Annotated in this window: 16 protein-coding genes and 1 other RNA gene; 3 read left to right on the forward strand and 14 right to left on the reverse strand. The window is 70.2% G+C overall.

Features of this window, described 5'->3' with window-relative positions; translation table 11 throughout:
* Window positions 1-133 precede the first annotated feature (133 nt).
* From J3486_RS40805 to J3486_RS40825, 5 genes are all read right to left on the reverse strand, one after another.
* Window positions 134-1,039 carry a hypothetical protein gene (locus tag J3486_RS40805; protein WP_207829150.1) on the reverse strand — a complete coding sequence of 302 codons (906 nt, stop codon included), beginning with the start codon at window positions 1,037-1,039 and terminating at the stop codon, window positions 134-136.
* A gap of 87 nt (window positions 1,040-1,126) precedes the next feature.
* Window positions 1,127-2,620 carry an acyltransferase gene (locus J3486_RS40810; RefSeq protein WP_229379406.1) on the reverse strand — a complete coding sequence of 498 codons (1,494 nt, stop codon included), beginning with the start codon at window positions 2,618-2,620 and terminating at the stop codon, window positions 1,127-1,129.
* Complete coding sequence (locus J3486_RS40815; RefSeq protein WP_207829151.1) at window positions 2,617-4,815, reverse strand: glycosyltransferase; 2,199 nt, start codon at window positions 4,813-4,815, stop codon at window positions 2,617-2,619. Before J3486_RS40815 ends, J3486_RS40810 begins: the two co-directional genes overlap by 4 nt.
* Before the next feature lie 163 nt (window positions 4,816-4,978).
* Entirely contained in the window at window positions 4,979-5,779 is an 801-nt protein-coding gene (locus J3486_RS40820; protein ID WP_207829153.1) for a hypothetical protein, read from the reverse strand.
* 143 nt (window positions 5,780-5,922) lie between these two features.
* Window positions 5,923-6,900: a LysR family transcriptional regulator gene (locus tag J3486_RS40825; protein ID WP_207829155.1), complete on the reverse strand. Its 978-nt coding sequence runs from the start codon at window positions 6,898-6,900 to the stop codon at window positions 5,923-5,925.
* A gap of 83 nt (window positions 6,901-6,983) precedes the next feature.
* Between J3486_RS40825 and J3486_RS40830 the strand changes: the two genes are divergently transcribed.
* Entirely contained in the window at window positions 6,984-8,180 is a 1,197-nt protein-coding gene (locus tag J3486_RS40830; protein ID WP_207829157.1) for an MFS transporter, read from the forward strand.
* A 4-nt stretch (window positions 8,181-8,184) separates the two neighbouring features.
* On the opposite strand, the gene dacB is transcribed toward J3486_RS40830, so the two are convergent.
* Window positions 8,185-9,804: a D-alanyl-D-alanine carboxypeptidase/D-alanyl-D-alanine-endopeptidase gene (gene dacB / locus J3486_RS40835; RefSeq protein ID WP_229379407.1), complete on the reverse strand. Its 1,620-nt coding sequence runs from the start codon at window positions 9,802-9,804 to the stop codon at window positions 8,185-8,187.
* A 452-nt stretch (window positions 9,805-10,256) separates the two neighbouring features.
* Between dacB and J3486_RS40840 the strand changes: the two genes are divergently transcribed.
* Complete coding sequence (locus J3486_RS40840; protein ID WP_207829159.1) at window positions 10,257-11,111, forward strand: hypothetical protein; 855 nt, start codon at window positions 10,257-10,259, stop codon at window positions 11,109-11,111.
* A 54-nt stretch (window positions 11,112-11,165) separates the two neighbouring features.
* On the opposite strand, the gene J3486_RS40845 is transcribed toward J3486_RS40840, so the two are convergent.
* The 6 genes from J3486_RS40845 to ftsE form a co-directional block, all read right to left on the reverse strand.
* The gene (locus J3486_RS40845) at window positions 11,166-12,248 is read right to left on the reverse strand and encodes a hypothetical protein (RefSeq protein ID WP_207829160.1); all 1,083 of its coding nucleotides are present in this window, start codon (window positions 12,246-12,248) and stop codon (window positions 11,166-11,168) included.
* Between the two features lie 152 nt (window positions 12,249-12,400).
* Window positions 12,401-12,769, reverse strand: a transfer-messenger RNA (tmRNA) gene (gene ssrA / locus J3486_RS40850).
* Between the two features lie 116 nt (window positions 12,770-12,885).
* Window positions 12,886-13,437: an SsrA-binding protein SmpB gene (gene smpB, locus J3486_RS40855; RefSeq protein ID WP_229379408.1), complete on the reverse strand. Its 552-nt coding sequence runs from the start codon at window positions 13,435-13,437 to the stop codon at window positions 12,886-12,888.
* Between the two features lie 19 nt (window positions 13,438-13,456).
* A complete protein-coding gene (locus tag J3486_RS40860; RefSeq protein ID WP_207829161.1) occupies window positions 13,457-14,668 on the reverse strand; it encodes a S41 family peptidase in 1,212 nt (403 codons plus the stop codon).
* 78 nt (window positions 14,669-14,746) lie between these two features.
* Window positions 14,747-15,664 carry a permease-like cell division protein FtsX gene (ftsX, locus tag J3486_RS40865; protein WP_207829162.1) on the reverse strand — a complete coding sequence of 306 codons (918 nt, stop codon included), beginning with the start codon at window positions 15,662-15,664 and terminating at the stop codon, window positions 14,747-14,749.
* A gap of 58 nt (window positions 15,665-15,722) precedes the next feature.
* Window positions 15,723-16,412, reverse strand: coding sequence for a cell division ATP-binding protein FtsE (gene ftsE, locus J3486_RS40870; RefSeq protein WP_207829163.1), 690 nt, complete (start codon window positions 16,410-16,412; stop codon window positions 15,723-15,725).
* 300 nt (window positions 16,413-16,712) lie between these two features.
* Here ftsE and J3486_RS40875 point away from each other — a divergent pair, with 300 nt between their 5' ends.
* Window positions 16,713-16,904, forward strand: a complete 192-nt coding sequence (locus J3486_RS40875) for a hypothetical protein (RefSeq protein ID WP_207829164.1) — start codon at window positions 16,713-16,715, stop codon at window positions 16,902-16,904.
* A 73-nt stretch (window positions 16,905-16,977) separates the two neighbouring features.
* Here the strand turns inward: J3486_RS40875 and J3486_RS40880 are convergent, their stop codons facing one another.
* The gene (locus tag J3486_RS40880; RefSeq protein WP_207829165.1) at window positions 16,978-17,817 is read right to left on the reverse strand and encodes a hypothetical protein; all 840 of its coding nucleotides are present in this window, start codon (window positions 17,815-17,817) and stop codon (window positions 16,978-16,980) included.
* Window positions 17,818-18,153: 336 nt separating this feature from the next.
* Window positions 18,154-19,257, reverse strand: a complete 1,104-nt coding sequence (gene prfB / locus J3486_RS40885) for a peptide chain release factor 2 (protein ID WP_207829166.1) — start codon at window positions 19,255-19,257, stop codon at window positions 18,154-18,156.
* Between the last annotated feature and the right edge of the window lie 74 nt (window positions 19,258-19,331).

Raw genomic sequence — 19,331 nt, forward strand, 5'->3', positions numbered from 1 at the left:
GTGCGGCTGATGCGACCGAAGGTAGGGAGGCCAAATTTCCGGAACGTGGCGTGGAGTGACCGCCCTGGAACGTTGCTCTCACCCGCCCCGGGAGCCGGTGGTGAGGCTCAGGCCACGAGTTCGCCCAGGCGGATCATCCGCCGATCCACGGCAGCTTGACGGTACCGCCCTTGTCCCAGGTGAGGGTGACGACGTCGGAGGCCTGCGTCAGGTTCGCCGCGAAGACCTTGTCGCCGGTGTCCTTGCCGCCGCAGGACACCGCGATCCGGAAGCGGTCGCCGCTCATGGTCTGGCCGATGCCGCTGCAGATGCCCTTACCGCCGGCGTCGATGTAGGAGACGCTGTACTTCCCCTTCGCGCTGCCCGAGGTCATCTTGGCGCCGATGGTGAGGGTCTGTGCCTTCTCGTTCTGCCACTGGCCCTGGTAGCCGGTGTCGCCCGCGGGGCGCTCGCTCGGCCCGTCGGTGGTCTCGTCGGCGGTCGGCTCCTCGGTGGCGGGGTCGTCCGACTCCGCGACGCTCTCGTCGACGGACGGGCTCCCGCTGTCCGTCGCCACAACGCTGCTCTCCTTGGCGACCGGCTTGTCGTCCTTGCCGTCGTCGCCGAGGGTGCCCAGCATGATGCCGCCGCCCGCGAGCGCGGCGACGACCACGACCGCCGCGGCGATCAGCACGGCCTTCTTCTTGCCGCCGCCCGGCGTCTGGTTCGGGGGCGGCGGGAACTGGCCGTAAGGAGACGGCTGTTGGCCGTACGGCTGCTGACCGTACGGCTGCTGCGCGCTCTGCTGGCCGTAGCCGTACGCGGGCGGCTGTTGCGGTTGCTGGGGCTGTTGGGGCTGCGGCGCACCACCCGCGTACGGGTTGTCCGTGCCGCCGTACGGGCCGGGCGCGGGCGGCGAACCGTAGGGGCCCGGCGCCCCGTACGGGCCGGTCTGCGGCGGCTGCTGCGGTGGCTGCTGCGGCTGTCCGGGCGGCGGCTGCTGCCCGCCGTACCCGTATCCGTACCCCTGGCCCTGCCCGTCCTGCGGCGGCTGTGTCATGGCTGCCCGTCCCCGTTCCCGGCTCCCCGTTTCCCCGTTTCCCCGTGCGAACCAGTCAACCCGGAGGGAAGCTCCGGACACAAGCCCTTACTTGCGCCCCCGCTTCTTCCGCGCGCCGTCGGGCCACAGCCGCGGCGAGCGCTTGGCGGCGAGGTCCTCGATCCAGCCGGTGCCCAGGATGGACAGCGCGATCAGCGGCCACACGAGCACGAACATCCACAGCATGTACGTCGAGTCGAGCGCGCTGCTCCACCGCGGGTCCTCCATGAACGGGAGGTCGTACGCGAGGTCGATGATCGGCACCGTGGCCATGATCAGCATGTTGTGCCACAGGTAGATCGTCACGGCCCGGTTGTTGGAGAGCGTGACGAGCTTGTCCCACCGGGCGAGTCTGCCGGGCAGCTCCTGCCAGGACGGCGAGTACTGGAGCAGGATCACCACGAACCCGAAGGACCAGGCGGCCTGGGCCAGCGGGATGTCGTTCAGGTCCCAGCCGTCCGGGCCGAGATGGCCCGAGGCCCACCACAGTCCGAAGCCCATGACGATCGCCGAGCAGGACACCGCGAGATAGCGCGGGATCTCCTTCAGCTTGCCCTCGTGGTGCGCGAACCCGAGCACCCAGCAGCTTCCGTAGACGGCGAAGTCGGTGACCGCGTTGCCCGTCTCGCCGGGGATGGTGACCACGCCGGTGCCGACGATCGCGGTCAGGCCGAGCGGGGCGAGCAGCGTCAGCCACGGCACCTTGCGGAACGCCTTCAGCAGCAGCGGCGAGGCGATCACGAACCACATGTAGGCGCGCAGGTACCACAGCGGGCCGGCGGCCTGGGCGGGCCAGGTGTCCTCCAGGAGGCCCGACTGGGAGCCGAGGTGCCAGGGGAAACTGGGCGCGCCGACCGGCACCAGGTAGTTGAAGAGGCTGATCCAGCCCCATGTGCCGCCGTTGTCCGGGTCCTTGCCCGGGTTCCAGCCACCCAGGAACATCAGCGCGAGCACCGCCGCGCTGAACGCCCACATGGGCGGCAGCAGCCGGCGGATGCGACCGCGGATGACACCGAGCGCGGGGCGGCTGAGCGAGCGCGCCATCAGCGACCCGGCGAGCGCGAACATCACGCCCATGGACGGGAAGAGGACGGTCAGCCAGGCCCACCCGAAGAGGTGGTAGACGACGACACGGACCAGCGCGAGTGAGCGCAACAGGTCCAGATAGCGGTCACGGCCGGGCTTCTTCGGCTGGGGCTGCGCCGCCGGCGCCGGCGCGGGCTCCGGTGTCTCCAGGGCCTCAGGTATGTGGGGCAACGGCCTGGTGCCGTCCTGCTGGTGCGGGATCTGGGCGAGCCGCGTGGTCATCGGCGTGGGATCGGGCGCCGGGGCCGGGGCGGGCGCCGCCGGCCAGCCGGAATCGGCCACGGACGGCCCGGCGGCGGGCCGGCCGGAATCGGCCACGGGCGCGCCACCGGCGACCGGCCAGCCGGCGTCGTCCGTGCCCTCCGCCGTGCGCCGCCAGTCGGACTCACGGCGCGCGGGCCGCTCGGACCCGTCGAACCAACCGCCCTGTCCTGAGGGTTCCCTGGGGTAGGTCATGCCACCGGCCTCCTGTCGCCGCCGGACACCGAGGACGTGCGCTGGCGCGGCAGACCGCCCGGGGCGGAACCGAGCGCCCCGGTACGGCGCAGCTTCTGCCAGCGCAGACGGCCTCCGGTGAGTGCGGTGATCCACGACTGGAGGAGCACCACGTACATCAACTGTCGGTAGAGGAGCTGTTGCAGGGGGAGCGAGATGAGGTGCGTCATCTTCTCCTTGTCGAGGCGGAAGGCGTACGCCGCGCAGACCGCCTGGATCGCGAGGACGCCGAACCAGGCGCCGACCGTCTTCTCGGTGGGGCCGAACACCACCCCGTAGATCAGGAAGATGTCGATGAGCGGCGCGAGCAGCGGCGCCAGGACCATGAAGAGCGAGACCAGCGGCAGGCCGACCCGGCCGAAGCGGCCGGAGGGGCCGCGCTCGATCACGGCGCGGCGGTGCTTCCAGATGGCCTGCATGGTCCCGTACGACCAGCGGTAGCGCTGCGACCACAGCTGCTGGACGGACTCCGGGGCCTCGGTCCAGGCGCGTGCCTTCTCCGCGTAGACGACGCGCCAGCCGTCGCGGTGCAGCGCCATGGTGACGTCGGTGTCCTCGGCGAGCGTGTCGTCGCTCATGCCGCCGATGCGCTCAAGGGCCGAGCGGCGGAAGGCTCCGACGGCGCCCGGGATCGTGGGCATGCAGCGCAGGATGTCGTACATGCGGCGGTCGAGGTTGAAGCCCATCACGTACTCGATGTGCTGCCAGGCGCCGATCAGCGAGTCCCGGTTGCCCACCTTCGCGTTGCCCGCGACCGCGCCCACGCGCGGGTCGCCGAACGGCTGGACCAGTTCGCGCACCGTCGCCGGCTCGAAGACGGTGTCGCCGTCCATCATCACGATCAGGTCGTACCGGGCGTTGGCCAGGCCCCTGTTGAGCGCGGCGGGCTTGCCCGCGTTGTGCTGGCGCACCACCCGGACGTTCGGCAGCCGCAGGTTCTCCACGATGCGGGCCGTGCCGTCCGTCGAGCCGTCGTCGATGACGATGATCTCGACGGGGTGCTCGCTCGCCATCAGGGAACGGACGGTGTTCTCGATGCACTTGGCCTCGTTGTAGGCCGGGACGAGGACCGAGACCGGCTCTCTGACCGGCGGCCCCCAGGCGAAGTTCTTGCGGCGCACCCGCCGGGCGTGGATTCCGGAGAGCAGCAGCATCAGGCCGAAGCGGCCCATGACGAGGACGCCGATGACGGCGAGCCCGACGACCAGCACGCCGGTGACGTCGTCGGAGGCCGCGACCGCGTAGACCCACGCCTTGCCCTTCCACAGCTCCAGGCCCGTGACGGGCGTGTGGGCGCTGGGCATGCCGAGGGCCTCGGTGAGGTTCTGGAACTTGTAGCCCTGCTCCTGCAGTTCGGGCAGGAAGCGGTCGAGGGCCGCGACGGTCTGCGAGCGGTTGCCGCCGGAGTCGTGCATCAGGACGATGGCGCCCTTGCCGCCGTGCGGGGTGGCCCGGCGGATGATCTCGTCGACGCCGGGGCGCTTCCAGTCCTCGCTGTCGGTGTTGTTGACGACCGTGATGTAGCCGCGTGAGCCGATGTACTTCGTGACCGGCCATGACTTGTCGTCCATGGCGTCGGCGAACGACGAGTACGGCGGCCGGAACAGGGAGGTGCGCACGCCGGCCGCGCCCTCCAGGGCGAGCTGGTTCTGCGAGAGCTCCCAGTCGATGCGGTTCTGCGACTGGTAGGAGAGGTCGGGGTGGTTGAAGGTGTGCAGCCCCACCTCGTGGCCCTCGGCGACCATGCGGTGCACGAGATCGGGGTAGCGCGAGGCCATGGTGCCGGTGACGAAGAAGACGGCGTGGGCGTGGTGCGCCTTGAGCACGTCGAGGACCTTCGGGGTCCACTCCGGGTCGGGCCCGTCGTCGAAGGTGAGCACCAGCTTGTGGTCGGCTATGGAGCGGCTCGTCTCCTGGCCGCCCCGGGTGTCGATGACCGGGCCGCCGTCGAGGATCTTCTCGGGGACCTGGTCGGTGGCGGCCTCCGGGCGGATCCGGTGGTCGGCCATGATCTCGCTGTGCACGTAGCCGCGGAGCATGAGCATCGCGATCATGGCGACGAGCAGCAGCGAGGGCAGGAGATAGCGCAGGGGCAGCCGGCGCTTGCGCGCGCGGGCCGCGGCCCTGGACTGCCGGGGACGGGAGCGGTGGGACATCTCTACAGGTCGCTCATCTCTACGGAACGCTGCTTCACGGGGAGGGGACGAAAGCCCCCGGGCCGGGGGCAAGGGCCGGGGGCCGGAGCCGGGGCCCGGTCTCGGGTCACGGCTGAGGACGGGGCGTCGGCGGCGCCGCACGGAGCGGGTGGGACCGCTCCCTCTACGACGCCACGGACGACGCCGACGGTTCTGCGCCCGTGCCCTGTCCGTCCGGAAGGTGCGCGGACGTGCCGTCGGCCACGGTGTCCGTGCCGCCGCCGCCCGAGGTGGTGCCCTCGGGGGGCGGGTCGACGGGCGGCGTGGTCGTCGGGTCCGGGTCCGCGGGTGTCGTCGGGTCGGCCGGCTTCGTGGTCGTGCCGCCCGCGGGTGTCGTCGGGTCGGCCGGCTTCGTGGTCGTGCCGCCGGTGGGCCTGCCCGATCCGGTGGCGCCACTGGTGGGCTTGCCCTGGTCGTCCGTGGCGCCCGCCGACGGCGAGGTGCTCGCGCCGGGCGAAGCGGCGGCGCCGGACGCCGTGCCGGAGGCGCTCGGGTCCGGGGTGGCGCCGGTCGACGTGGTGGGCGACGCGGAGTCCGCGGGCAGCTCCGTCTGGGTGTCGACCGTGTCCGCGGACTTCTGGTCCTCGGAGAGTCCGGGCAGCCAGGGCGCGCTGGAGTTCCCCGACAGCAGCGTGGCCACGATGACCACCGCGTACACCGCGCAGGCCAGGCCCACGGCCACACCGAACCGTCGGAACGTGCGGCTGCGCCGTCCCGAGTCGTCGACGAAGACGGGGACTTCCTTGTCGCCGCCCGGGTCGGGACCCGCGCCCGCTTCGCCGGGCAGCTTGCCCGCGGCGATCATCTCGCCCAGCAGCCGGCCCGCGCCGTCGAGCTGGACCGTCACCTCGTGCGGGTCATGGGTCTGCCCCGGTAGGGCGTCTTCTCGCCAGTTCTCCACCGTACGCACATCCCCCCAGGACATGGCTTGCTCATGTTCATGGGCGTGTGCGACGTCCGGGCGCCTGTCGCCCCGGAACGAGCCCCCACTCGATCCGGGCGCCCCCCTTATCACACTGCGCCCGCACGATGAATGTAGCGCACGCCAGTGACAGCCGTGTCCGCACATCAGTCACGGGTCATCATGATGAGTGCATCTGTGGCCGGTATCCACCCGTTCTCTGGCCTGCGGAGCCATCCGTTCTGCTCCGCGAGCTCTGCCGCCGCGGCCCGAACTGCCGCAATTCCAGGGTGTTTGCGCCCCTTTCGCCACACCAGTGACAGAGGCGACAGCGGAACCGGATCGACGAGGGGGCGCAGCACCGCGCCGGGCATGGCCGGAAAGTCCACTCCGGTGAGGACCGGATTCCGGTATTTGGTCATGATCCGCCGGAATTCCTCCTTACCGATGGCGAGGGGCGCGGGTGGCGCGATGTCGATGCCGCGCCCGGCGAACAACTGCCGCGCCAGGTCGGTCCACTCCGGCGTACGGGGGTTGCCCGCGCCCGCGTAGACGGTCTCCCCCGCGAGCCGGTCGAGCGGTACGGCGTCGAGCGCGGCCAGTGGATGGTCGTCGGGCAGCACGACGGCCATCGGCTCGTAGCGCAGGGGCTGCTGGGCGAGACGCGCGCGCACCGCGGGGTCGAGCCCGGCGAACCGGCCGAAGGACAGGTCGAGGCGCCCGGCGAGCAGTTCGGCGGCGGCCCCGGTCAGGCCGCTCTCGTAGCGGGCCATCAGCTCGCAGCCCGGGGCGAGTTCACGGGCCCGCGCCAGGACCTGCTCGGTGACCAGGCCGGGGCTGTTGACGTCGACGAGCAGCGGGCGGTCCTCGGCGGCGGGCCGGGCGAACGCGGCGAGCAGCTCGTCCTGCGCCTCGATCGCCCGCCGCGCGTGGGGCAGCAGCCGGGCCCCGTCGGCGGTGAGCGTCACCTGGCGCGTCGTGCGCCCGAACAGCTCGACGCCCAGCTCCCGCTCCAGGCGCCGGATGTCACGGCTGAGCGCCTGCTGGGCGACGTAGAGGCGGGCGGCGGCGCGGGTGAAGTGGAGCTCGTCGGCGACGGCGAGGAAGGCGCGCAGGAGACGGGGCTCGACGTTCTTCGGGGACACCCGGAGAATTTACAACGCAGGTGCGTGAATGGGTACCGAGTAGGTGTTGGACCCCGCGCCTGACCTGCGGCGACGCTTTTGGCATGGCCACTGTCACGACGTACTCCCGGCTCTTCGCGATCCCCGGCGCCCGCGCCTTCACCCTCGGCAACCTCATCGCCCGCTTCCCGCAGGGGATGTTCAGCATCAGCGCGGTGATGCTGGTCTCCGGGGTCCGCGGCTCGTACGCCCTGGCCGGGGCGCTGACCGCGACGGGCCTGGTCGCGAGCGTGTTCGTCGGGCCGTGGCTGGCCCGGATGGTGGACCGGCACGGGCAGGCCCGGATCGCCGTGCCCGCGACGCTGGTCGCGGCGAGCGGCGCGCTCGCCCTGCTGATCTGCGTACGCCTGGACGTTCCCGACTGGGTGCTGTTCGCGGCGTATCTGCCGACGGCCGCGCAGCCGAACACCGGTGGCATGTCACGGGCCCGCTGGGCGCATCTGCTCGACGGGGACCCCAGGGCGCTGCACACCGCGAACTCCTTCGAGCAGGCGGTGGACGAGCTGTGCTTCATGCTCGGCCCGGTGGTGGCGGCGTTCCTGTGCAGCGCGCTGTTCCCCGAGGCGGGCGCGCTGGTCGGGGCGGCCCTGATGGTGACGGGGATGCTGGTGTTCGCCGCGCAGCGCGCCACGGAACCGCCCGCCCGGCCGCGCACCGCCGCGACCCGTACTCCGCTGCGGGTCGCCGGGGTGCCGCCGCTGCTCGCCGTCTTCCTCGCGACGGGCGCGATCTTCGGCTCGCTCGAAGTCGTCACCGTGGCCTTCGCCGACGCGCAGGGCCACAAGGCGTGGGCGGGCGGTGTGCTCGCGCTGCAGGCGGCGGGGTCGTGCGCGGCGGGTCTGGTGTTCGGCGCGGTGAAGCCGTCGGGGCCCGCGGCCCGCAGGCATCCGCTGTGCGTCGCGGCGATGGCCGCGCTGATGACGCTGCCCCTGCTGGCGGCGGCCATCACAGGTTCGCTGTATCTGCTCGGCGGCGCGCTGCTGATCGCCGGGATGGCGACGGCGCCGACGATGGTGACGGGCATGACGCTGGTTCAGGAGCGGACGCCCGAGGGGCAGTTGAACGAGGGCATGACGCTCGCGGTGACGGCGATCCTCGGCGGCATCGCGGCCGGCTCGGCCGGCGGTGGCGCCGCGGTGGAGCACTGGGGCCCCACCGCGGCGTACGCGGTCCCGGTCACGGCGGCGGCGACCGCGCTGGTCCTGGCGCTCTGCGGCTACGTACGCGGCACCAGGAAGTGACCTGCTAGCAGGTGGCGGGCTTGCGCCACGAGCACTCCAGGTCCCCGCGGCGCTCGGCCGCGGGGACGGCGCGCGTGGACCTGGGCAGCACGGCCGTGGCCTCCTTCGACGTGGACTTGGCGAGCGTCACGACGATGGCGTCCTCCAGGGGCTTCACGGAGTCCACGAGGTAGTTGTTCTGGACGATGCTGTAGACGAGTTCGCGCCCGTCGGCGTCCTTCACGTACCCGGACAGGGCCGAGGCGCCGGTCAACGACCCTGTTTTGCCACGGGCGTTGAGCGCGGCGGGCGTGTTGCACATCCGCGAGCGCAGGGTGCCGCCCACGAACCGGGCCGGGTCGCACGCGACCGGCAGCGACTTGTACCAGTCGGCGTACCAGGGCTCGCCGCGCACCTTCAGCAGCAGGTCGGCGATCTGCCGGGCGGCGAAGTTGTCCTTGCGGGACAGGCCGGACCCGTCGACCTGGCGGATCTTGCTCGCGTCGACGCCGGCACCCTTCAGATACCCGGCGATGGCGGCGGTGCCGTCGCCCCAACTCCCGGGCCTTCCTGTCGCCTTGTACCCCATGGCCTTGGTCAGGGACTCGGCGTGCATGTTGTTGGACAGCTTCATGAAGGGGATGAGCAGGTCCTTCAGCGCCATGGAGTCGTGCGTGGCGAGGGTCTTCGCGCCGGCCGGAGTGGCCCGCCCGAGCTTCGTCGCGCCGCTCACCTTCACCCCGTGCGCGGCGAGCGCGTCCCGGAAGATCGCGGCCGCATAGCCGGTCGGCTCCCACACGGTGACCCACTCCTTGGTGGTGTCGCCGCCCACCGGCACGGTCCCGCTGACGGTGATGGTGTTGGTGCCGTGCTGCCGTTCGACGGCGACGGTGTCGTCGCCGCCCGCCGCGACGGTCTTCGCCGCCACGTCGAAGTGCACGTACGTGTTCTTCGGCGTGACGCTGACGACGGGCTTGTCCCCTGCCTTCGCGCCCGGGGCGACCTCGACGATCACGGTCCCGGAGTCGTAGTCGGTGTCCGGGGCCACGGTCAGCGCGGAGATCTGGGCGGCGTAGTACGAGGATTCGTCGTCGCCGCCCCAGGTGTCGCCGATGCGCTGGTGGTCGAAGCGGGTGTCGTCGGCGATCAGCCGCCCGTCGACCCGCTGCACGCCCGCGGCGGCGAGGTCCGCGGCGAGCTTGTCGTAGTCGGAGGCGAGGGTGGTCGGGTCGCCGGTGCCGCGCAGATACAGGTCCCCGTCGAGTTCGCCGCCACGCACCCGCCCGTCGGCGAGCACGTCGGTGGTGAACCGGTGGTCGGGGCCGAGGAGTTCCATGGCGGCGGCCGAGGTGGCGAGCTTGGTGTTGGACGCGGGGCTGAGCCGTCCGGTCGGGTTGTGCTGGTACAGCGTCTCGCCGGTGGTCGCGTCGGCGACGACGACGCTCGCGGCGCCGCCCTCCATCCGCGGGTCGCCGAGGATCGTGTCGATCGCCTCGGGCAGTCCGCTGGTGCTGGAGTCGGCCCCGGCGGGCGCGCCCCAGGTCAGGGTGGCTGCCGCGACGGCGACGACGGCGGGCAGAGCCCACCGTCGCGCCCTTGCACGGAAGTTGACGTGTCGTCTCACAGGTCCGTCAGGTCTGCTCATGCCTCAGGAGCATCCCTGACAGCGGGGGCTCAGCCAAGACCCCACGAGTGGCCGAGGACGGATGCGGCGCAGAGGTTCACGTCGCGGATGCAGGAGCCCGCGGTCGCGCACCGGATGGGGCCGGTCCCGGGGCCGACGGGCCGGCCGTGCCCCATGCCGGTGACGCTGTACGTCTCGACGACGGTGGCGCCGGAGGAGTGCGTGCACCCCTGGTGCGGGAATCCGGCTACAGCGACGGCCCGGTGGAGCCGGGAGCCGGGGCGAGCGGTACGGCCCGGGGCAGCACATTCGGGCACCGTTCAGTGGCGTTGCCCACTTTCACCTAGATCCTTTTTGTTTGCGCCCTTTCAGCCGTTTACCTTTCCTTTAGATCGTTGCTTCATGTACTGCCCGTGAGGCTCCTGCCGAGCATGACGACGTCGCATCCCCGGTTCCGCCTCGAAAGGCCTCTCGTGAGCACTCCCCCTCAGCAGCAGCCGTGGGCCGGCTGGCCCCAGCAGCCCCAGGTCCCCCAGCCCCAGCCGCCGAAGAAGAAGCGCCGGGGGCTGAAGATCCTCGGTGGCGTGGTCGCGGTGCTCGTCATCGTCGGTATCGCGGCGAGCGCCGGCGGCGGGGACGACGACACCACCGCGAAGTCCGCGGCCGAGACCAAGACCAGGACCAAGGGCGTGGCCGACTCCGAGAAGAAGCCGGCCAGTGACACCGCGGCGTTCAGGGCCTGGGTCAAGAAGGCCGACCTGCCGGCCAAGATGAAGTCGGCCACCGGTCATGTCACCCACGTCAAGGCGTCCGGCGGCACCTTCGGCACCGTCGTGGTGACGACGAACCTGAAGGGCGATCTGACCGACAGCGCGTCCACCGGCGCTGCGGAGCTCATCAGCACAGCGGCCACGGACTGGGCGGACGATGAGATCGGCTCCGACAGCACCGGTCTCATCACCGTCAACAGCAAGGGCGGCCAACTGCTGGCCAGCGCCAACTTCGGCAAGAAGTCGGGCGGTTCCGCGCAGAGCGACACGGCCCGGTTCAAGGCCTGGGTCAAGCAGGCCGACCTGCCGTCGAACGTGAAGAGCGCGATGACCCACGTGACACACGTGAAGGCGCAGGGCAGCGGCATCGGCTCCGTCGACATCACCACGGACCTCGACGGCGACCTGATGAACTCCGCGTCCACCGGCACGGCGCAGCTCATCGTCACGGCCGCCGTCGACTGGGCCGACGCCACGCTCGACCCGACCTCGGTGGGTCTCGCCTCGGTCAACAGCGAGGACGGCGACCTGCTCGCCAACGGCAACTTCGGCAAGTAGCGCCGACGCCACCCACGAAGCCCCGCGGACCGGTGCCGCGGGGCTTCGCCGCGTTCAGCCCTGCCGCAGCGCCGGCATCGGAAGCGGAATCCCGTACGCGGTCGCTCCGGCGCCGACGCCGCCCTCGCAGGTGTTGGGCGGGACGGTGCCCGAACCGCGGGTCGAGGGCTTCTCGGCGGCCCAGAACATGTAGCCGAGCATCCCGGCGCTGGTGCCCGCCCCGTTCGGTGCGACGCTCTGGGTGAACGGGCCCGTGGACTTCTGCAGGGAGTTCGCGAAGTCGGTGCACTCGGGCAGCGTCTTGCTCTGGTCGCTGATGTAGACGGCCCCGGTGAACTTGGCAGGCGCGAGCGGCGGGACCGGCGGGGAGTAGGTGGGCTTGCCGTCCACGTGCTCCTGCCAGTTGGCGGTCGCGGAACTGGTGGAGGGCTGGCGGGCCGGGACCATGGCGTTGGCGTAGTCGAGGACCGGCGTGTCCGTGCGCAGCCAGTCGGCGGTGGCCTTGCGGTTGACGCCGATCAGCCAGCGGTCACCGGCGGCGGTGTCGAGGGTGAGGCGCGCGGCCGGGTCGGCGCCCGAGGCGTCGTAGGGGTGAACGGACCGGTAGGCGTCGATGAAGGTCTGCAGCCCGGCGAGGTCGGGGTCGGTGTTCTGCTCGTAGTCGATCTCGATGCCGACCCCGAGCCGCGAGGCGACGGCGGCGGCGTTGAGCCCGAGTTGCCGGGCGTTCTCGGCGAGCGCCGCGTCCCAGGCGTCGGTGTACGTGATCCCGCCGATGGAGAGCATCACGCGGATCCCGTGGGACGTGAAGTACTGGACGATCTCCGGGGTGATGCCCTTGGGTACGCCGCCCGCGGTGGTGACGTCGTCGGTCCCGTGCAGCAGTTTCTGCGGCTCCAGGAAGCTGAGCACGACGAGGTTGACGGACGGCCTCCCGTCACCGCGGTCGATCAGCCAGTGGTTCTTGGAGTCGAACTCGCTGACGGTGCGCACGGTCCCCCAGATACAGGCGTCGTCACCGCAGTGCCAGGCGCCGTAGATCTGTGGCGCGGTGGTGGCGGCCGAGGCGGGTGAGCCGGTGAGCGGGACGAAGAGGGCGGCGAGCAGGGTCAGTACGCCGAGAAGTCTCAGACGCATCCGGTCCTCCGTAGCTACGGGGAAGGTGGGGGCGGCGCCGGAAGCGTGACAGGTACAGACCAAGCCCACAAGAGGGCGTGCCCGGGAAGACTCCGGGAAAGACGAAAGCCCGGGATCGTCAGTGACGATCACCGGGCTCAGTCCCATGGGATGAGTGGAGATGGCGGGAATCGAACCCGCGTCCAACGGTGAAGGAACAGGGCTTCTCCGTGTGCAGTCTGGTACGAGTTTCTCAGCCCTCCGGATCACCCAGACAAGTCCGGAACGGGCTCAGTCACTGTTTGATTTCCCTCTTCACCCCGTGACCGGGATCAAGGTTTAGTCCCCTAGCTGATGCCAGGATCCGGGTCGGGAACAGCCCCGGGCTGACACTTCGCAAGTCGCTACTTAGGCAGCGAGGGCGAAGGAATCGCGCTTGGTGTTGGCGATTATTGGTTGCGACATATGGTTAACGAGATCATTGCCGCTTCCTCGACACGCTTCCCCTGCTTCGACAGCCGCTGTCGAAACCGATCATCCCCATGTTGATTTTTCAAGGTGGGTCTTTCGACCCGTGCTCCCGCTGTGAGGAGCAGTGCCATCGTACGTGACCAACGCACGACGGTGCCAGCCAATTCCCCGCGCCTCGCGGCGCAGGTCAGCGCTCGCGCGCCCGCTGGCGCCGTTTGGCCGACGCGATCGCCCGGTCCGAGTCCCGCCGGTCCTGCTGCTCGCGCAGCGTCTGCCGCTTGTCGTACTCCTTCTTGCCCTTGGCGAGCGCGATCTCGGCCTTGGCCCGGCCGTCCTTGAAGTAGATGGCGAGGGGCACGATCGTGTGCCCCGTCTCCCCCGACTTCGACTCCAGCTTGTCGATCTCCTCGCGGTGCAGGAGCAGCTTGCGCTTGCGGCGCACGGAGTGGTTGGTCCAGGTGCCCTGGCTGTACTCCGGGATGTGGGCGTTGTGCAGCCACGCCTCGTGCCCGTCGATCTGGACGAACCCGTCGACCAGGGACGCGCGCCCCTGGCGCAGCGACTTCACCTCGGTGCCGGTCAGCACGATGCCGGCCTCGTAGGTGTCCATGATCAAGTAGTCGTGCCGCGCCTTCTTGTTCTGCGCGACCATCTTGCGCTTGCCGTCCTTCTTGTCGGACGACGCCCCCTTGCCCTGCTTGGGCTGGGACTCCTTCGGTACGTACATTCCCTTGGCCATAGTGCTGGCCATTTTCGCACTACGAGGGGGACCCGAGGCCAGTCAATACTGTCTCCGCCCGCCGCAGGGCGTTCTCGTCCGCCTCCAGGTCCGGGGTGATGCCCCGGTTGTCGACGGTGCGTCCCGAGGGGGTGCGGTAGTGCCCGACCGTCAGCTCCGCGACGGAGCCGTCGGGCAGGGTGCTCGGCATCTGCACCGAGCCCTTGCCGAAGGTTCTGGTGCCCACGACGACCGCGCGGCCGCGGTCCTGAAGGGCTCCGGTGAGCAGTTCGGCCGCGCTCATCGTCCCGCTGTCGACGAGCACGACCAACGGTCTCGTGGTGTCGCCGCCGCTCCTGGCGTGCAGGGCACGCTGGCTGCCGCGTACGTCGTACGTGGCGACGAGCCCGCCGTCGAGGAACGCGGAGGCCGCCGTGACCGCCTCGTCGATCAGGCCGCCCGAATTGCCCCGCAGGTCGAGGACGACGCCCGCGCGCGCGGGTGTCGCGCGCACCGCCGCGCGGACCTTCTCGCCCGACCCCTTGGTGAACGCGGAGACCGTGATCAGCGTCGCCCCGCTCGCCAGGTGGCTGACGGAGACGGAGTCGGTGGGCAGGTTGGCCCGGCGCAGGGTCTCGCTCCACGCGCGTGTGCCGCGCTGCAGTCCTACGTGGACGGAGGTGCCGGCGCGCTCGCCCCGCAGGAGCGTCAGCACCTCGGTCACCGGCCGGCCGGTGACCGGCTCGCCGTCGACGGCCGCGATGCGGTCGCCCGCGCGGATCCCGGCGAGCGCCGCAGGCGACCCGGAGCGCACCTGGGTGACCTGGACGTGGCCGTCGGCGGTGCGCCGGGCCCGCAGGCCGACGCCGGTGTACTCGCCGTCGAGGGCCTGCTCGAACGCGTGGTACTGGCCCCGGGAGTAGACGGCGCCCCAGCGGTCGCCGCTGCGGCTGACGGCCTCCTGGGCGGCCTCGGCGGACTCCTCGGGCGACTTGCCGTCGGCCATCGCCTCGTAGGCGGCCTCGGCCGGGTCGTCGAGCGCCTTGCCGCCGGCCCTCTTCCCGTCGGCCCGCTCCTGCGCGGCGGTCACCGAACTGTCCTGCGGCTCAGGGGATTTCCGGTCCTCCCCGGGCAGCGTGCCGGTCGCGGCCCCCGCCGCGAGGACACCCGCGAAGACCAATGTCAGCGCCGCCCCGCGGCCGAAGCGACGGGGCCTGGAGGTCCTCGGAGGGAGGTGAACCGGGCCTGACATGTCGGTGAGTCTAGGACAACGCAGGGCGCCGTACGGCTCGTTGAACCGTACGGCGCCCTGCGGTGCGGGGGACTCTCGTCACACCTTGAGGTACTTGCGCAGCGCGACGAACGCGGCCAGCGCGGGCATCAGCACACTCACGGCGAGGATGAGCGGCAGCTTCGTCAACACGGCGTCCCAGCCGATGAAGTTGATGAGCTGGAGCTTGTCGGAGAGCGCGACCCCGTTGTCGATCACGAAGTACTGGCCGGCCGCCAGGAAGACGCACGCGATACCGCCGCCGATGAGTCCGGCGACCGCGGCCTCCATGATGAACGGCGCCTGGATGTAGAAGCCGGACGCGCCCACGAGCCGCATGATGCCGGTCTCGCGGCGGCGGCTGAAGGCGGAGACACGTACGGTGTTGACGATCAGCAGCAGCGCCACGACGAGCATCACCGCCATGACCGCGCCCGCCGCGTAGTTGAGGTAGCCGAGCAGCCGGAAGAGGTTGTCGAGCACGCCCTTCTGGTCCTGCACGGACTGCACGCCGGGCCTGCCGTTGAAGGCGGTCGCGATGACGTCGTACTTCTCCGGATTCTTGAGCTTGATCCGGTACGACTCCTGGAGCTGGTCCGGCGTGAGGGAGCTGGCCAGCGGGGAGTCGCCGAACTGCTCCTTGTAGTGCTTGTACGCCTCGTCCTGGGACTCGTACGCCACCTTGTCGACGACGTCCATCTTGTTCAGGTCGTCGAGGATCTGCTTCTTCTGCTCGGCCGTGACCGGGCCCTTGGCACAGTTCGGGTCCGACTCCGAGTCACCCTTGTTGCACAGGAAGATCGAGACGTTGACCTTGTCGTACCAGTAGCCCTTCATCTGGTTGACCTGATCGCTCATGAGCAGCGAGCCGCCGAACAGGGCGAGCGAGAGGGCCACCGAGATGATGACGGCGAAGGTCATCGTGAGATTGCGCCGCAGGCCGACGCCGATCTCCGACAGAACGAATTGGGCACGCATAGTGCTTATTGAGCCTTTCGCAGCTTCACGCGGTACTTCTCGTACCTCTCGGTACTTCTCAGTGCTGGTAGCCGTAGACGCCGCGCGCCTGGTCGCGGACGAGGCGGCCCTTCTCCAGCTCGATGACGCGCTTGCGCATCTGGTCCACGATGTTCTGGTCGTGGGTGGCCATCACCACGGTGGTGCCGGTGCGGTTGATCCGGTCGAGCAGCTTCATGATGCCGACCGACGTCTGCGGGTCGAGGTTGCCCGTGGGCTCGTCCGCGATCAGCAGCTTGGGCCGGTTGACGAAGGCACGCGCGATGGCGACGCGCTGCTGCTCACCACCGGACAGCTCGCCGGGCATCCGGTCCTCCTTGCCACCGAGGCCGACGAGGTCGAGCACCTGGGGCACGGACTTGCGGATCTCGCCGCGGGACTTGCCGATGACCTCCTGCGCGAAGGCCACGTTCTCGCCGACCGTCTTGTTGGGCAGCAGGCGGAAGTCCTGGAAGACCGTGCCGAGCTGGCGGCGGATCTGCGGGACCTTCCAGTTGGAGACCCGGCCCAGGTCCTTGCCGAGGACGTGCACCTGGCCGTGGCTGCACCGCTCCTCACGCAGGATGAGTCGCAGGAACGTCGACTTTCCGGAGCCGGACGAGCCGACCAGGAAGACGAACTCGCCGCGCTCGACCTCCAGGGAGACATCCCTGAGAGCGGGTCGGGTCTGCTTGGGATAGACCTTGGAGACGTTGTCGAATCGGATCACTGGTGCGCCTCGGAGCGTGGGGGGCGTCGGGGACAGGTGTGCGTGACCATACGCGAATGGGCTCGCGGATATCAGGCGCCGCCCCTGGTTGAGCGTTTTGTCCCAGTGCGGGGCCTGTTGCGATGCCGCTTTTGTCCGTCCCGTGCCTGGTCAGCGACGGTCCTGTGAGGGGAGCGCGCCGAATTTCCGCGAAGCTGGCACAGTGGAGGGGGGAACGGTTGCGTTTCCCGGAGCGTTGAGCGGAGAGAACCAGTGGGTGCCCGGTGGGCCGGCTCCGCCGCGCGGGAGGAGGACAAGCGCATGACCTATGACCGCTTGGTGTGCGCGAACTGCGCGGCGCCCGTGAGCGAGGGCCGCTGCCCGGTGTGCCGGGCCAACCGCGAGCGGATCAAGGAGCAGAATCCGCTGTCGCAGCTGAACCCGATGGCGTTGATCGCGATGGTGGTGGTGCTCGTGGCGGCGGTGGCCCTGCTGGCGCACCAGACCGCGTAGCGCGGACGACGACAGACGCACGTGAAGGGCCCGGAGCCGATGGCTCCGGGCCCTTCACGCGTGATGCGACGCGTTACGCAGCCGTGCCGCGGTTGTTCGAGAGGCGCGGCAGCAGGCGGAAGCCGATGCCACCCGCGATCATCGTCGCGGCGCCGATCAGAAGGACCGTGGTGCCAGAGGCGCCGGTCTCGGCGAGCTCGCCACCGTTGCCCGAGGTGCCCGTCGCAGCATCGGCGGCGTCGGAGCCGGTGTCCTGGAGGCTGTCCTTGCCCTGCCCCTGCTCGACAGGGTTGTTGTTGCCGTCAGGGTTGGTGTTGTCACCGCCGGTGGAAGAGCCACCCGTGGCGGACGAGCCACCGGACGAGGACGAGCCGCCCGAGTTGCCGTTACCGCCCGAGTTGCCGTTGCCGCCCGAGTTGCCATTGCCACCCGAGTTGCCGTTACCGCCGGACGATTCGTTGCCACCGGTGCTCGTGGTGCCACCCGTGGTCTCGTTGCCACCGGTGCTCGTGGTGCCACCCGTGGTCTCGTTGCCACCAGTGGTCGTGGTGCCACCCGTGGTCTCGTTGCCACCAGTGGTCGTGGTGCCACCCGTGGTCTCGTTGCCACCAGTGGTCGTGGTGCCACCCGTGGTCTCCTCGCCACCGCCGGTCGTTCCACCGGTGACCGCGCCTTCGACGGTGCCCTCGACGGTGCCGCCACCGGCGGTGCCCTCGGTGGAACCCTCTGTGCTCCCCTCGGTGTCACCACCGAGGCTGACGCCCACACCGTTCTCGTCGGCACTCACCGACGCGATGCCCGGCACGTTCACGTCCAGGGCGGAAGCAGCCCCGGCCGCAGTCAGCGAGGCACCGGCGGCGATCACCGCGCCGGCGGCTATCCGCGCGACACGGATCCGCGTCTTCTTGGTCATCTGTCTGCTACCCCCAGTAGCCAATCGTCAATGGAGCAGCGCCAGGGACGGCGTTCAATCGGAGGCAGCAGGGGTCTCACTCGACCCGTCCCCCGTTCACACGCGTCCCACTGATACGCATGCCGCGCGCCAGCCTTCCCAGTTTTCAGATCAACGTCAAGGTCGTTGCGGGCGCGATGTCTGGATTGGGGCGATTGACCGGCCTAAGGACATGTGACTGTGATGCAAAAGGCAGAAAGCCCTTCACGTTTCCCGCACAAAGAAAGGCAACTGCCGCTCCGGGAGCGGCAGTTGCCTTGTCGATAAAGCGCGGCGCGGGCGCGGAGTGCCGCGGAGTTACTTCTCCTGCTGCTTGCGCCAGCGAATGCCGGCCTCAAGGAAGCCGTCGATCTCGCCGTCGAGCACGGCCTGCGGGTTGCCGACCTCGAACTCGGTGCGCAGGTCCTTGACCATCTGGTACGGGTGCAGGACGTAGGACCGCATCTGGTTGCCCCAGGAGCTGCCGCTGTCCTTGAGGGCGTCCATCTTGGCCCGCTCCTCCTGGCGCTGGCGCTCCAGGAGCTTGGCCTGCAGCACGTTCATGGCCGTGGCCTTGTTCTGGATCTGTGAGCGCTCGTTCTGGCAGGAGACCACGATGCCGGTCGGGATGTGGGTCAGGCGGACCGCGGAGTCCGTCGTGTTCACGCCCTGGCCGCCGGGGCCCGAGGAGCGGTAGACGTCGACGCGCAGATCGGACTCGTCGATGTCGATGTGGTCGGTCGTCTCGACGACCGGGAGCACCTCGACGCCCGCGAAGGACGTCTGGCGGCGGCCCTGGTTGTCGAACGGGGAGATGCGCACCAGGCGGTGCGTGCCCTGCTCGACGGAGAGCGTTCCGTAGGCGTACGGGACCTGCACGGAGAAGGACGTCGACTTGATGCCGGCCTCTTCCGCGTACGACGTCTCGTAGACCTCGGTCTTGTAGCCGTGGCGCTCGGCCCAGCGCAGGTACATCCGCTGGAGCTGCTCGGCGAAGTCCGCGGCGTCGACGCCGCCGGCCTCCGCTCGGATGTTCACGATCGCCTCGCGGGAGTCGTACTCGCCGCTCAGCAGCGTACGGACTTCCATCTCGTCCAGCGCCTTCTTGACGGACGTGAGCTCGGACTCGGCCTCGGCACGGGTCTCCGGGTCGTCCTCCTCCTCGGCCATCTCGAACAGGACCGAGAGGTCGTCGATCCGGCCGCGCAGCGCCTCGGCCTTGCGCACCTCCGCCTGGAGGTGGCTCAGCTTGCTGGTGATCTTCTGCGCCTCATCCGGGTCGTCCCACAGGGACGGCGCGGCCGCCTGCTCCTCGAGCACGGCGATATCTGCCCTCAGCTTGTCGAGGTCCAGGACGGCCTCGATCGACTCCATGGTCGAGGAGAGGGACTTCAGCTCTTCGGAAACATCGACGACTGCCACGACACCAGCCTAACGGCTGGGACAAGTGGTCTCCGCCGGTGCGGGGGGCCTGACCGGCCGGGGGCCCGATTCAG

This window comes from Streptomyces sp. VRA16 Mangrove soil (assembly GCF_017377775.1).
Taxonomy (GTDB): Bacteria; Actinomycetota; Actinomycetes; order Streptomycetales; family Streptomycetaceae; genus Streptomyces.

Coding starts and splice junctions, on each gene's coding strand:
- ftsX (WP_207829162.1), bottom strand. CDS start 15,664: ATGCGTGCCCAATTCGTTCTGTCGGAGATCGGCGTCGGCCTGCGGCGC.
- J3486_RS40810 (WP_229379406.1), bottom strand. CDS start 2,620: ATGACCTACCCCAGGGAACCCTCAGGACAGGGCGGTTGGTTCGACGGG.
- J3486_RS40820 (WP_207829153.1), bottom strand. CDS start 5,779: ATGTCCTGGGGGGATGTGCGTACGGTGGAGAACTGGCGAGAAGACGCC.
- J3486_RS40830 (WP_207829157.1), top strand. CDS start 6,984: ATGGCCACTGTCACGACGTACTCCCGGCTCTTCGCGATCCCCGGCGCC.
- J3486_RS40875 (WP_207829164.1), top strand. CDS start 16,713: ATGACCTATGACCGCTTGGTGTGCGCGAACTGCGCGGCGCCCGTGAGC.
- J3486_RS40805 (WP_207829150.1), bottom strand. CDS start 1,039: ATGACACAGCCGCCGCAGGACGGGCAGGGCCAGGGGTACGGATACGGG.
- smpB (WP_229379408.1), bottom strand. CDS start 13,437: ATGGCCAAGGGAATGTACGTACCGAAGGAGTCCCAGCCCAAGCAGGGC.
- dacB (WP_229379407.1), bottom strand. CDS start 9,804: ATGAGCAGACCTGACGGACCTGTGAGACGACACGTCAACTTCCGTGCA.
- J3486_RS40860 (WP_207829161.1), bottom strand. CDS start 14,668: ATGTCAGGCCCGGTTCACCTCCCTCCGAGGACCTCCAGGCCCCGTCGC.
- J3486_RS40880 (WP_207829165.1), bottom strand. CDS start 17,817: ATGACCAAGAAGACGCGGATCCGTGTCGCGCGGATAGCCGCCGGCGCG.
- J3486_RS40815 (WP_207829151.1), bottom strand. CDS start 4,815: ATGTCCCACCGCTCCCGTCCCCGGCAGTCCAGGGCCGCGGCCCGCGCG.
- J3486_RS40845 (WP_207829160.1), bottom strand. CDS start 12,248: ATGCGTCTGAGACTTCTCGGCGTACTGACCCTGCTCGCCGCCCTCTTC.